Source organism: Allobosea sp. 10L417 (assembly GCF_056395485.1).
The window spans coordinates 1,226,783-1,241,240 of record NZ_JBFTJP010000001.1; the positions used below are offsets into that span (position 1 = coordinate 1,226,783).

General features: G+C 64.5%; 7 protein-coding genes. 3 read left to right on the plus strand and 4 right to left on the minus strand.

Going from position 1 to position 14,458, the window contains the following annotated elements; all coding sequences use genetic code 11:
- Window positions 1–106 precede the first annotated feature (106 nt).
- The 3 genes from AC1DE3_RS06120 (at window position 107) to AC1DE3_RS06130 (ending at window position 10,332) form a co-directional block, all read left to right on the plus strand.
- Window positions 107–7,543, plus strand: coding sequence for a type I polyketide synthase (locus AC1DE3_RS06120; RefSeq protein WP_476852234.1), 7,437 nt, complete (start codon window positions 107–109; stop codon window positions 7,541–7,543).
- On the plus strand, window positions 7,540–8,892 hold the full coding sequence (locus AC1DE3_RS06125; RefSeq protein ID WP_476852235.1) for an aminotransferase class I/II-fold pyridoxal phosphate-dependent enzyme: 1,353 nt from the start codon (window positions 7,540–7,542) through the stop codon (window positions 8,890–8,892). The genes AC1DE3_RS06120 and AC1DE3_RS06125 overlap by 4 nt, the downstream gene beginning before the upstream one ends.
- Window positions 8,893–9,006: 114 nt before the next feature.
- Window positions 9,007–10,332: a glycosyltransferase family 4 protein gene (locus tag AC1DE3_RS06130; RefSeq protein ID WP_476852236.1), complete on the plus strand. Its 1,326-nt coding sequence runs from the start codon at window positions 9,007–9,009 to the stop codon at window positions 10,330–10,332.
- 36 nt (window positions 10,333–10,368) lie between these two features.
- Here the strand turns inward: AC1DE3_RS06130 and AC1DE3_RS06135 are convergent, their stop codons facing one another.
- From AC1DE3_RS06135 to AC1DE3_RS06150, 4 genes are read right to left on the minus strand one after another with little or no spacing between them, the layout of a single operon-like run.
- Entirely contained in the window at window positions 10,369–11,157 is a 789-nt protein-coding gene (locus AC1DE3_RS06135; protein WP_476852237.1) for a hypothetical protein, read from the minus strand.
- A gap of 58 nt (window positions 11,158–11,215) precedes the next feature.
- The gene (locus AC1DE3_RS06140; RefSeq protein WP_476852238.1) at window positions 11,216–12,031 is read right to left on the minus strand and encodes an SDR family oxidoreductase; all 816 of its coding nucleotides are present in this window, start codon (window positions 12,029–12,031) and stop codon (window positions 11,216–11,218) included.
- A gap of 38 nt (window positions 12,032–12,069) precedes the next feature.
- Window positions 12,070–12,918: a lysophospholipid acyltransferase family protein gene (locus AC1DE3_RS06145; protein ID WP_476852239.1), complete on the minus strand. Its 849-nt coding sequence runs from the start codon at window positions 12,916–12,918 to the stop codon at window positions 12,070–12,072.
- Between the two features lie 15 nt (window positions 12,919–12,933).
- Window positions 12,934–14,388 (minus strand): cytochrome P450, encoded by a 1,455-nt coding sequence (locus AC1DE3_RS06150; protein WP_476852240.1) that lies wholly within the window; start codon window positions 14,386–14,388, stop codon window positions 12,934–12,936.
- Window positions 14,389–14,458: the final 70 nt, after the last annotated feature.

Here is a 14,458-nt window from a genome sequence, read left to right on the forward strand (position 1 = left end):
TGTAATTTGCGCGAGTGCCCCTTATCAGCAGGTCGGGTGTGGCGGCATGACTGTGCCGCAATATACCTGCGCTGATCGCACGGGATCGTCGAGATTGCTGAAGTCTATGTCGTTTCGAAAGCAGTCTACCGTCGCCGAAGCCGCCATCATCGGCGCATCGTGCATCCTGCCCGGCGCGAATTCGCTCGCATCATTCTGGGAACTGCTGCAGTCCGGCCGAAACGTCGTCGCGCCAAGGCCGCACGGCCGCTGGAACATCGAGCGGTTCCTTCGTCCGGGCGACCCCGCTCCTGGCTTCTCCTATACTTTCGCCGGAGGGTATCTCGACGATGCCTTTGGGTTCGATCCGGCGCCGTTCAATATTTCGCCGCGTGAGGCGCAGCAGATGGACCCGCAGCAGCGCCTGCTGCTGACCGCGACCTGGCGAGCCTGCGAGGATGCCGGATTGCCTCCGTCAGCGCTGGCAGGGCGCAATATCGGCGTCTATGTCGGCGCCTCGCTTGCCGATTATCAGAATGTCGGCGCGTTCGATCCGGCCGTCATCGGCAGCCACTTCATGACGGGCAATGCCCTGTCGATTCTCGCCAACCGGCTATCCTACGTCTTTGACCTGAAGGGGCCGAGTTTCACTGCAGACGCGGCGTGTTCGTCTTCGTTCGTGGCCCTGTCGCAAGCTGTCGCAGCTCTGCGGGCCGGGGAGATCGAGGTGGCGATCGTCGGCGGCGTGAACATGCTGCTTTCGCCGGTTCCCTTCATTGGCTTCTCGCAAGCCCGCATGCTTTCGCCGACCGGGTTGTGCCGGCCGTTCTCGGAAGCTGCGGACGGTTACGTGCGCTCCGAAGGGGCGGTGGTGCTGGTGCTGCAACGGGAGCCCGACGCGGTCGCCGCCGGGCGCAGGATCCGCAGCGTGGTCGTCGCCGCCGGTACAAATGCGGACGGCCGGACCAATGGCATCTCGCTGCCCTCAACGGAATCTCAGCAGCATTTGATCGAGACGATCTACCGGTCGGCGGGGCTCGACGCTGATGCACTCGCCTTTGTCGAGGCGCACGGAACGGGGACGAAGATCGGCGACCCCATCGAGGCTGCGGCTATCGGCCAAGCATTGGGGCAGTGCCGGGCGAGCCCTCTGCCGATCGGTTCGGTCAAATCCAATATCGGCCATCTCGAGGCTGCCTCGGGCCTCGCGAGTTTGTTGAAGGCGAGCCTCGCGCTGGAGCATCGCGTCGTTCCCCGCTCGCTGTTCGCGGAAGAGCGGAACACGGCCATCGCCTTCGATGACCTCAACCTCTCGCCCGTCACCCAGCCGCTTGCGCTGCGATCCGATGGCCGGGAGCTCTTCGCCGGCATCTGCAACTATGGCTTCGGCGGGACGAATGGCCATGCCATCCTGCGCGCGGCACGAAGCAATGAGGCCGCCGAAGCGCACAAGCCGCCCTCACGCTCCGCCGAAGTGCTGCTGGTCTCAGCCAGCACAGCGGACGCGCTGAAGACTCGCTCGCTGCAAATCGCGGAGACGATTTCGGGCGGCCAAACGAGTGCCCATGTGGCCGGCGCTCTGGCATATCAGCGCGAGGTATTGCCGCATCGCATGGCCATTCCGCTTGCTGGCGGGGCAATTGCCGCGGCGGATGTGGCCAACACCCTGCGCGCCTTCGGGCAAGGCTCCGATGTGCAAGCCCGTGCCTCGACAGCCGTGGTCCATGGCGCGGTCCGCGACGCCGTCTTCGTCTTCAGCGGGAACGGTGCCCAGTTCGGACAGATGGGCGTCGCTGCCTATCGTAGCAACGCGTCCTTTCGGCGTGAGATCGACGAGATCGACCGCCTCTACGCAGAGATCGCCGGCTGGTCGATTGCCGACTGCCTGCGGGACGGTGTCTCGCCCGAGCAACTCGAGCAAACCTCGATCGCCCAACCGCTGATCTTCGCCGTGCAATCGGCCCTCGCAGCCGTTCTGGCCGAATACGGCATACGTCCCGCCGGTGTCCTCGGTCACAGTGTCGGAGAGATCGCGGCAGCGGAGTGTTGCGGGCTGATCTCCCGGAACGACGCCCTGCAGGTCATGCACAAGCGCAGCCGGCACCAGGAGGCTGTGCGCGGCAAGGGCCGCATGCTGGTCCTGGCGAGCAACTCTTCGAATGTCGAGGACCTGTTGCGGCAATCCGGCGCGGATGAGGTCGATATCGCCGCCTATAACAGCGCCACGTCGACGACGGTGTCCGGGCCTGCCGGCCAACTCGAGATGCTGGCGCGGGTGGCGCGCAAGAGCCGAATCGCCTGCGTCCCGCTGCATGTGGACTATCCGTTCCATTCCCGCGCGCTCGATGTCGTCCGCGAGCCCCTTGTGCGCGATCTCGGCGGGATCGTTGCCCAGCAATCGCACACGCCCTTCTATTCGACCGTAACCGGCCGCGCGCTGGCGCGCGAGGAGTTGGACGAGTTCTATTGGTGGCACAATATCCGCCGCCCCGTCCGCTTCGGCGAAGCGGTCGAGACGGCACTGGCGGCGCATTCCGATGCGGCTTTCATCGAAATCTCGCCGCGAGCCATCCTCGTCGGCCCGATCTCCGATATTCTGAAGGCGGCGGAAATCCAGGGTCCCGTGTTGTCGACCCTGTCGACCAACGACGCGATGGATCGGGATCCGGTCTGCGCGGTGGTCGCTCGTCTTGCTGTCAATGGCATCGTTCACGAGCAGCGGGCCGTTTTCGGCGACGCTCCGGCCAAGATCGAAGATCTGCCGCCCTATCCCTTCCAGCCCGAACAGTATCATTTCGAGGGAACGAACGAAGCGATCAGCGCTCATGGCCGCCTGATCGCAAGCGTGCCCTTGCATCCACTGCTCGGGGCGCGTCTCTCGGATGGCTCTCCGGAATGGCGCAATCTGCTCGATCCCGTCTTGTTGCCCTATCTCGACGACCATCGTGTCGACGGCGGCGTGGTCATGCCGGCGGCAGGGCTGATCGAGCTCGCTCTTGCGGCCGGCCGCGAATTGTTCGGTGCCGTGCCGCTGGAGATCGTGGAATTCGACATCACCAAGGCGATGACTTTCGCCGATGACGAGACACGCGAGATTTCGACACGCTATTTCGAGCATACAGGCTCGATCGAGGTCTGGAGCAGGCGTCGTTTCGCCGGCGGGGACTGGATCCTGCATGCCCGTGGAACGCTGGAACCGCTGCGGCCTGCCGCGGCGGCGCAAGTGCCTGAGATCCCCGAGGTCGAAGACCCGATATTCAGCGAGGCCACTGAGATCTATTCGGCGGCCGAACGCGCCGGCCTGGACTACGGCCCGGCCTTCCGGGCCGTGCTCTCGACGCTGCGGGACGAGACCGTCGGCGAGAGCCGCCTGTCGGTGCCCCAAGGCGGCACCGGCGCCTTCGACGATTCGCATGTGCTTCACCCGATCTCGCTGGACGGCAGCTTCCACGGGCTGTTCCTCGCGCGCCCGCAACGCGACGGCGAGCGCAAGGCGCATCTTCCGATCCGTTTTCGCCGCATCCGCGTCTGGAAGCCGGCGACGAAGATAACGCGTTCGGTGACGAAGCTGTCGCGGGAGACCGACCGCTTCAAGACGCTCTCGGTCATCCTGCTGGGTGAGGATGGAGTGCTTGTCGCGGCGATCGAGGCCGCCGTCCTGCGCTCGGTCCATCTGGTCAAGCCGTTCATGATCGAGCGGACATTCCGGCAAGAGCTTCTGTCGATCGCGCCGGTGGTCTTGCCGGACGTCGCGGACGATTTGCCGGATGCCGACAGCGGCCAGCCCGGTGAAACGAAGCAGCTTTCCCTCCTGCTGAAGGCCTTCACCATTTCGCTGGCGCAGAGGCTTTGCCGCGATCTGCTGTCGCCCGAACGCGGCGACAGCTTCGAGAGTGTCGTCGTCGACGGCACAGTTCCGCCGGTGGCCCAGCCGCTTTTCGGGTTGGCCCGGGATGTGCTGGCAATGGCCGGCGGCTTGGACAGCGCGGAGGACGGCACGCGGCTGTCGGCGACTTTCGCGCTGCCCTCGCCCGAAACCTTGCTGGGCACGCTGCTGCAGCGGGTTCCGGCCGCAAACCGTGAGCTGCGCTTGGCCGCCCAGGCGCTGAGCCATGCGGGTCCGTTCCTGCGTACGGGGGAGGTCGAGGCGCGTCCGGCCGGCTTCGCCCATGATCACTGGAGCTTGCTCGGGCTTTCCGCAGCAATGCGGAATGGGGTGAGGAGCACGCTCACCGCCTGGAGCGTGGCCGCCGGCAGGCCCCTGCGCTTGCTCGTCGCCGGCGATTGGAATAGCGGGCTTGCCGAGGCTCTGGCGGAGGCGGTCCAAGCCGGTCGTGCACGGGTCACAGTCGCCGTTGCGAACGCGGCGAGAGCCGACGAACAGAGACATTGGCCCGGGGCCGGCAGCCTGTTCGACATGCTCATCCTTGATGGCGTCGAAAAGTCCGCCCCCGCACGCTTCGATGCTCTCATCGGCTTCGACATGCCGCTTTCGCCGCTATGGGCGAGCAACAAAGCGGCGATACGCGGTGCGATGGATCTGCTTGTTGGCGAAGCGCCAGTCCTTTTGGCGAGCCCCGTTGAAGATCCACATCTGTTCTTCCTTCTGGGTGCCTCCACGCCTTCCATTTGGCAGGATCAGGCAAGTGCGGCGCATGGCGGGATGGAAGGGGCTCGGCGCCATCTAAAGGAGGCCCGCGCCACCGCCATAGAAAAACACCAGAGCGCGGACGGCACGCTGGTTCTGCTCACGGTCCGGGCCGCCGCTCCCAGCAGGCCGCAGGTCGCGCCAGAACATGTCGCCATCCTGGCTGCGCCGGGCGCAGGCGACAGCCACGATCGCTATGGTTTGGTGGCCGAGATCTTCGATTGCGATCGGATCGAGACGCTTTCCGCGTGGCTCGAAACGCTTCCGGAAGGCGAGCGAGCCACGATCGTCGTCACGCCCGAGATTTCGGATGCGGCGCTAGGCCGCAGACTTTCTGCTCGCATCGAGATTTTGACCGAATTGTTGAAGCTGCTCGCTGCGGCGGAACGGCCACGCCGGATGGTGGTTCTGACCGAGAGCGGCCAAGCGGTCGATTCCGAACGCGTCGGCGAGGATGCCGGTGTCTGGGCCTTCACGCGCGTGGCCATCAACGAGTTCCCCGAGATCGACCTGCGTCTTGTCGACCTCTCGGGCTCTGATTCGGCAGCCGGCCTCGCCGACATCCTGACCTTCGACAATGCCGAGCGTGAGCTGCGGATCGCGCCCCATGGGATCGAGGTCGGCCGCATTCGGCGCGGCATCGAACTTGAGGCGCCGATCGGCCCCGACGAGCGCGCCGTGCTTCACTTTGCCGACGGCGTCGGCCTCGACGGTTTCGAATGGCAGCGGAAACCGCGCCTGGCCCCGCAAGCAGGCGAGATCGAGGTCGAGGTCGTCGCCGCAGGCCTGAACTATCGCGATGTGATGGTCGGACTCGGCGTTCTCGATGACGATCTCCTCGGTGCGGGTCTGACGCGCGCGGCGCTTGGTTTCGAATGCGCGGGCAGGGTGAGCCGGGTTGGACCGGGCGTGACGCGCCTACGGCCGGGCGACCCCGTGATGGGCTTTGCCACCGGCACCTTCGCCTCCCATATCGTCTGCCCCGACTGGCATTTCTTCCCCGTTCCGGAAGGGCTCGATCTCGAAGCTGCCGCGACCATTCCCGTCGCGTTCTCGACCGCCTGGTATGCGCTGGTCGAACGTGGCCGGATCCGTGCCGGCGACGACGTTCTGGTTCACGGTGCGGCCGGCGGAGTCGGCCTCGCGGCGATCCAGATCGCAAAGCTTCATGGCGCGCGCGTCTTCGGGACCGCAAGCAATGAGGCGCGCCGTGCCATCGCGTCCGCTGCCGGGGCGGACGCAGTCTTCGATTCGCGCCAGGAGCGTTTCGCTGGCGAAATCCGCAAGCGGTTCGGCAGCGTCGATGTCGTGCTCAACTCGCTGGCCGGCTCCGCAATGCTCGCGAGCTTCCGCCTGCTGAAGCCGTTCGGGCGCTTCCTCGAACTCGGAAAGCGGGACTTCCTCGACAACACCCAGTTGGCTTTGAGGCCATTCCTGCGCAACATCGCCTATAGCGGCATCGACCTTGACGAGTTGCTCGCGGCCGATCCGGAACTGGTGCGCGGGATGATGGCGGAGCTGTCCGAGGCTTTCCAGAAGCAAGGGTTGCGGCCGCTGACATATCGCAGCTTCGACGCCTACGAGGTCGGCGCGGCCTTCCGTACCATGCAAGCCTCCGAGCATGTCGGCAAGATCGTGATCCGGCCGCCGCGCGTCGCGCGGACCGACCTCGCCTCGATGAGCTACAAGGTCCGCCCGGGGCTCCATCTCGTCATCGGCGGCACGGCAGGGCTTGGTTTCGCGACGGCGCAATGGCTTGCGCGCAAGGGGGCATCGCATGTCGCGTTGCTGTCCCGTCGCGGCGAGGTGGACAAGAACCTCGCGCCGCAGCTTGCCGAGATGCGGGCCGGCGGTACGCAGGTCATCGTCGAAGCGCTCGACGTTTGCGACGGGCCTGCCGTGGCGGCCGCCGTTGAGCGGCTGGCGCGTGAGCATGGACCCGTCCGGGGCGTGATCCATGCGGCGGTGCATCTCGACGACGGTTTGATCGCCAATCTGTCTGCGGAGCGCCTTGAGGCGGTTCTGCGGACCAAGGTGGACGGCATCATCAACCTGTCGAAGGCCACTCAGGATCAACCGCTCGACGTCTTCGTGGCCTATTCGTCGGCGACGACGCTGATCGGCAGCCCCGGGCAGGGGGCCTATGTCGCCGCAAACGGCTTCCTCGAAGGGTTCATGCGCGGCCGCCGCCGTGAGGGGAAGCCGGGCCTCGCCATCGGTTGGGGCGCCATCTCCGATGTCGGCCTCATCGCCCGGGACAAGCAACTCGGGCAGCGCCTGCGGCGGACGACCGGCGTCGTGCCCATGCGCTCGTTCGAGGCGCTGGCGCATCTGGGCCGGCTCCTGAGCCTCGGCAACGCTGCCGATCCCGTGCAGTTCTTCGCCGGAATCTCGCCGGGTGGCGGCTCCGACAAGCTGAACCTGCTCAAGAGCGCGGCCTTCATCGATCTCGGTCACCCCGGTGGCGAGGTGCGGGCGGTCCATGCCGAGGATTTGGGCTCGACCTTGCGCGGGAAGAGCCGCGAAGAGGCCATCGGCATCGTCACCGGTGTCCTGCGCCGTGAGGTGGCGGAGATCCTGCGCATGGCGGAAGTCAAGGTCGATCTGACCCGGCCGCTTGCGGATCTCGGTTTGGACTCGCTGATGGCTTTGGAACTCCATATGGCGCTTGAGGAAGCCATCGGCGTTCAGATCGCGGTGGTCGGCGCCGGCGATCGCAGCCTCCTGGACATGGCTGGCACGATCGTCGATCAGCTCGATCAAGCCGAAGAGGAAGTCGAGCAGGCTCCAGCCGAGAATATGCAGGCAACCATCATCAGATTGGCCAACGTGCATTCGAAGATGGATCTCTCGCCCGAGCAAGCGAGCCAGGTCGAGGCGATGGTCCGCCGCGCCAGCCATGGTGGGGCCGAATGAACGACGAAAGCTCTCCTCTCTCCGATGGCGCGCTGGCCAGTCTCCTGGCGCGGATGGACGAGGCCCCGCGCGCCATACCGGCGCCGGCTGCGCGGGCTTCACGGCCGCAGACCCGCACCAGCACCGCCTTCGAGGATCATCCGCTGTACCAGCAGATGAAGTTCCAGCGGAGCTTTGCCGACTTCGCCAAGCTGCAAAACCCCTATTATCGCCTGCACGAGGTTCGCGCCGGGGCGACATCGGTGGTCGAGGGCAGGCCCGTCACCAACTTCGCCTCCTATGATTATCTCGGATTGAACGGGCATCCCGAGATTACGGAGGCGGTTTCAAAGGCTGTCGCGGAGTACGGCAGTTCCGTGTCGGCCAGCCGGATTACAGCCGGCGAACGCCGGGTGCATCGTGATCTCGAGCAGGCGCTTGCTCGCAATTACCAGACTCAGGACTGCATCGCCTTCGTCTCCGGCCACGCGGGGGCGGTATCGTCGATTGCGACGCTGATGGGACCGAAGGATCTCATCGTCCATGACGCGCTGATCCATAACTGCGTCGTGGTCGGGGCTCAGCTGGCCGGCTGCGCCCGCAGGCTGTTTCCCCACAATGATCTCGACGCGCTCGAAGCCATGCTCGCGGCTGAGCGGCATCGTTTCGAGCGGGTTCTGATCGTCAGCGAGGGCTTGTTCTCGATGGATGGCGACGGTCCCGAACTGGCGCGCCTGATCGAGATCAAGACGGATTTCTCGGCCTGGTTGATGATCGACGATGCGCATGGCCTCGGTGTCCTCGGGCCGACCGGGCGCGGCATCTTCGAGCATCAGTCCGTCGCGCCGGAGGGCGTCGACCTCTGGCTCGGCACGCTGTCGAAATCTCTGGTCAGCTGTGGCGGCTATGTCGCAGGCGGCGCCGCTGTCGTCGACCTTCTCAAGCACCAGGCGCCGGGCTTCGTCTACAGCGTGGGCATGCCCGCGACGAACGCTGTCGCCGCCACTGTCGCGCTCGATCTGATGGTGCGCGAGCCCGAACGCGTGCTTCATCTGCAGCGTCAGTCGCAACGCTTCCGGGAGCGGGCTCGCGCGGCCGGGCTCGATACGGGCGAAAGCTGGGGCTTCGGCGTCGTTCCGGTCGTGATCGGGGAGACGGTTCCCACCGTCATGCTGGCCGAGCGGCTGCTGGAACAAGGCGTCAACGCCTTCCCGATCGTGCCGCCCGGTGTGCCCGAAAAGGCGGCGCGGCTGCGCTTCTTCATCAATGCGACACATAGCGACGCCCAGATCGATGACGCCGTCGATTGTCTTGTCCGTGAGGTGAAGGCCCTGGGTGACGTCTCGCTGAACGAGATTCTGCGTCGATAGGACGTGGCCTCACGCCCTGTCCGCCAATCATAGGAACCGCGAGGCTTGGTCCCGCGTCAGGCGAGACACCGCTACGGCGGGCCATCGCGAACAGCATCAGGAAAGATGGAGCCGGTGTCGAAGAATATCCTTCTGGAAGCCCATGCGATGACGCTGAAGCAGGGCACCGGCATCGCCACCTACGCACGCAACCTCGCCAGCACTGCAACGGGCCTCGGGCATGATGTCGAGCTGCTGGTCGGGATCGAGCGCAGCGTCAATCGACGCGAAGCCCTCCTCTCGGAAGTGGTTCTCAACGATGCGATCGATCCAAAGGCGATTGATCCCGTGAAGATGCTCGGCCGTGCGATCGACTGGACGATCGGGGCGCCGGCCGGCTTGCGGGCGCAGCGCCTGCCAGCGCCGCACATGGTGCTCGATCCCGGTTCGGGCAGGGCGGCGGAGCGCCGCCATCCGATGCACGGATCGGTCCGGCTCTGGGAGCGGTCCTTTCTCCATTTCAACAGGTTCGGCCGCCGGATGGAGGTGAAGCCGGAGGGGCGCCACGACCTGTTCCATGTGACGCGACCGACGCCTGCTTTCGTCAAGGGCGCGGCCAACATCTACACGATCCACGATATCGTTCCGCTTCGGCTTCCTTACGCCACGCTGGATAAGAAGAAGTATTTTTACAATATGATCAGGCATATCGTCGAGAAAGCCGATCATATCGTGACGGTTTCGGAATTCACGCGTCGTGATGTCCAGGAATTTTTCGATATTCCCGACGAGAGGATCACCAACACCTGGCAATCCGTCTCCGTCAGCGAAGCGTCGATTTCGAGCTCGGACGAGGATGCGGCACGCGATGTCGAAAATCGATATGGCCTCTCGTTCCGGGATTACTTTCTGTTCCTGGGCGCTGTCGAGCCCAAGAAGAACATCTCGCGTTTGGTCGAGGCCTATGCCGCCTCCGGGTCGACGCGGCCGCTCGTCCTGGTCGGCGGTTTGGGCTGGCAATACGAGCAGGATCTTGAGACGTTGAAGGACGAGCGGCTGCTGAGCTGGCGCTTCGACGGTTCGCATATCAAGCCGGAGCGTCGCGTCCAGCGCTTGCCTTATGTGCCGCTGGCTTCTCTTATGTCCTTGATCCGGGGCGCGCGGGCGGTTCTGTTTCCCTCGCTTTACGAGGGCTTCGGTCTGCCTATCCTCGAGGCCATGTTGCTGGGGACGCCGACGATCACATCGAATACGAGTTCGATGCCGGAGGTCGCCGGCGACGCGTCGATGCTGGTCAATCCCTACAAGATTGAGGAGATTCGCGATGCGATCCGAACGCTCGATGCCGACGATGATCTGCGAGCGGAACTCGTGAGCAGAGGGCGCAAGCGGGCCGAGTTCTTCTCGCCCGCGCTCTATGCCGAGCGGATGAAAGCGGTCTACGACCGCGTCCTCGGCTGACAGCGCTTTATAATGTTCTGCGCTCCGGATCTGTTCTCAGATGCCGAAGCGGCGTCTGAGATTGGTGATGTGCTGGGCGAGCTCGCCTGATGCCCGCAGCTTGAGCGATGATTGCTCCGAGGCAACGCTGCGGGCCTTGTCGGTGTCGAATGCATAGCAGGCGTAGAGCTCGGAATAGCGCTCAAGAAAGACCGCCTGATCGCCGGGACTCATCTCCGAATAGCGCAGCGCCTTGCCCTTGCTGAACTGGCCGATGACACCCTTGTCGCTGAATTTCGCAAGAACGTTCTCGGCGCCGATGGCTGCGCCGATCTGGTTCGCAATGGCGCGGATCACGGCAGCGCTGTCGTAGCAGATCTCGTTGTAGGTGAAGATCTTGACGGGCTCGACGACGGCCCACTCCCGGAAGCAACCGAGCTGGATGTCGAGCGAGTTCAGCGTGTCGGCGACAGTCAGGAACTCCGAGAACGGCTTGTTTCGCCAGCGCCGGGAGCGGGCACCGTGATCGATCATCGAGAGCGCGATCTCGCGCGGATCCCTGATCGAAGCACTCGCCAGGACTTTCCCCGCTGCCACGTGGTTTGCGACCTCGCCGCGAGGTGGCCCGTGCGTTTTGAGGACAATGTCGCCTCCGCCGACATGGCGCTCGATCTCGCCTAGAAGATCGTGATCGATGAAGTTGAAGTAGTTCTCGACCGAATCCGACTTCCGGAATGGCGCGCCCAGCCGGACGACCGGCCGTCCGGCAGCCCGGAAGACCTCCTCTGTCATCTGATAGAGGAAGGTGCTCGCCGATTTCGTGATGCCGTAGCAGATATAGATCATGGCCTGATCTGGGCGGCAGCAGGTTTACGATGCGGTCGATGAGGCGAAATTGCTACTCTCACGTCTTACGATCCGGGCTGCGTTTGAGCAGGCGCTGTTGCTGCCAGACGAGCAGCGGTCTGTACAGGCTGTGAAACCAGGCCAGTAGCGCCATCGTTTTCGACGGCGCCAGCAGGAACACTCCCTTCTCAGCCTTCTCGATGATCCGCTCGGCCACACGCTCGGCGGTCATCACGCCGCCTTGCTCGGAGATCAGGCGGGTCACCGCGGGCCGCTTCAACCTCTCATTCGCCAGCTGCGGCGTTTCGGTGTCGGGCGGACAGGCGACGCTGACGGCGATGCGGTCGGCTGCAAGTTCCAGGCGCAGGATTTCCGCGAGTGCCCTGACTGCGAACTTGCCTGGCGCATAGCCGCTATAACCGGCGATGCCAATGAAGGCCGCGCCAGACGACACCAGCGTGATCCGGCCGCCATTGCCGCGCATGAGCGGAACGGCGACCTGGATCAGGTGAAGCGTCCCGAAATAGTTCGTTTCCATCTGCACGCGATGGGCGGCGAGATCGAGATCACGAAACAATCCCGGCTCGACGATCCCCGCGCATGTGATGAGCCAGTCGATACGGCCGTGGCGAGCCTCGATCTCAGCGATCGCACTTTGCGAAGCCGAGACATCGGCCACGTCGACAGGCAGAAGATCAATCAGATTAGCCCACTTGGGGCCGAGCTGCGTCTTGGCATCAAGCAGTCGGTCCATGTCGCGTGCCAGCAGGATGACGCGGTAGCCGCGCTCCAGGAGGATGCGCGCGCAAGCCAGACCGATGCCGCTTGAGCCGCCGGAAATGACGGCAATCTTCGGCGGAGGCGGTGCTGGCACAGGATGTTCTCCGATCGAGCGGTTGCGGCGGAGGGGCTCTACGCGACCGGCCCGATCGAGTCGTCCAGATAATACCATTGCTCGAGATGGCGCAGGATAATCGGCTCGATCCTGTCGTTGAGGAAGGCGACATCGGCGAGCGGGTTTTCGACACCCGGATCCATATGGAAAGGCCGCTCGAAATGCAGTCGAAACCGCGTCTCGCCGACCCGTTCGCAATAGGCCACGATGATCTGCGCGCTGGTGCGCCGCGCAAGCTTCGCTACAAAAGCCAGATTGCCTTTGAGGTGGGGCTGGCGGCCAAAGAGCGGCGCCATCATGGTTCCGTTGCGTTTCTCGTCCGGGAATACGGCAAGGACGCCATTGCCTTTCAGGATAGAGAGCGCGCGGAGCGCTCCATTTCGGTCCGGCGGGAGTACGTTGACATCGAAGGCGCTGCGAGTCGCCTCGGCGATGTCGCGATGCGCGGCGTTGTCCGGAATTTCCGAGATCGACGCGATCGGAACACCGATAGTCTGCAATGCGGACGCCAGGACCTCCCAATTGCCGAGGTGCAGGCACAGCGCGATGGTCGGAATCTTTCCGATATCCGCTCGGGCGACATCCGCGCCGACGAGTTCCATCCGCTCGGCCGCGGCGAAACGATGGACGATAGAAAATTCCGCCATCAGCCGTCCGACATTCTCGACGAAACGCCATGCGAGCTTGTCGGCCTCCGCTTCGGGCATGGCCGGAAAATGGTGCCTGATATTGGCGCGGGCTTTGCGGGTGACATCAGGGTCGATGAAGCGGATCTTGAGCCAAGCCAACCGGGCGCCGAGATTCGATACAAGCGGGATCGGCAGCCGCCGCAAGGCGTGGTGCAGCACTCTCTCAAGGGCCTGCATAGCGGTTTCGTCCCATCAGGTCATGTGCCGCGGTGCGCGCGCAACCACGCTGGCGGGCAGACCACCCTTGGGGCGCAGGGTCAAGCGACAGACGGGCTCGACCTTGTAACCGTCCCGCGGCAGCACCTCGAAGCGCTGGGCGAGGATTGCTAGGCACAGCGTCGCCTCGTCCAGCCCGAAATTCATGCCGGGGCAGATGCGCGGGCCGACCGCGAAGGGAATATAGGCGAACGGATCGATCCGGGCGCCGGACAGGAAGCGTTCCGGCAGGAAATGATTCGGCTTCTCCCAGAGATCGGCGGAACGGTGCAGCAGCCATGGGGCGATCATGACGAGAGCGGATTTCTCGACGTCGATATGCCCGATGCGATCGGCCTCGCGCGCCTGCCTCGGCAGTAGCGGAACCGGCGGGTAGAGGCGCAGCGTTTCCTGGATCACCGCGCGGCACCAGCGCAATTGCGGGAGATCGGCGAGCGTCGGCGCCCGGCTGCCGCAGACCGCGGCAATCTCGTCATGGACGCTCTGTCTGACCCAGGCCGCATTGGCCAGCAGATACCAGGCCCAGCTCAGCGTCGTCGCGGTGGTCTCATGCCCGGCCATGAAGATCGTCGCGGCCTCGTTGCGCAGCGCCGTGATATCCAGCGCTTCTCCGCCGCTCTTCTGGTTGCGGCGAATCAACAGGTCGACCATCGAGCCGGCATCACCCTCGCCGGCGAGATGGGCGTTGATGACGTTCTCGACGACGCCGTGAACCATCGCGATGGCCCGGCGCCGGCGCTTGCCGCCGAAGGGCGGCCAACCCTTGTCCGCCCCCAGGAAATAACCGAGATTGAAGGAGTCGGCATGGCGCTGATAGACACTGAAGCCGTCGATGACCTGTTGGGCGGCTTCGCGCGCGATATTGTTGCCGAAGACCGCCCGCGAGATGATCGCGGCGGTCAGGCGCCCCATTTCCTCGGTGAGTTCGACTTCAGCATCGGCAGGCAGGGCGGCCCACTCGGCGGCGACCGCGAGCGCCGCGTCCTCCATGGTCTGCCCGAATTCCGGCAAACGGCGTTTGTGGACGATGTCGGCAACAAGGGGGCGGCGCTTCTTCCAGGTCTCGCCGTCGCTAATGAAGAGGCCATCGCCAAGCAGGGCTTCAAGCGCGCGCCGCATTTGGGGGCTCTTGCGCTCGAAGTTGGCGTGGCGAGTGACCACGACGTAGCGGACGTGTTCGGGGCTGTTCACTAACACGATCTGCCGACGAAGGATGCGGAAGCTGTCGATGCCGGAGCTGTAAGAGCTGGCCGGCCATCCTTCGATCAGGCTACGGCGCGCGCCGATTATCATCTGAACAAAGTTGGGATCTCGCGCGAGAGGCTGAGGATGGCAGGGAACGAATTCCTCTGATGCCCTATGCTCAACGATCGCTGGCGGCCGATAAAAACCGAATCCGTGCTCTCGTCGAGAAAAGTTGCATTTCGGCATGGCCCGCGACAATCGATACACCGCACAGGGTCGGAACGACTCTGCTTTCACCAGCCGGATCACTAGAGCA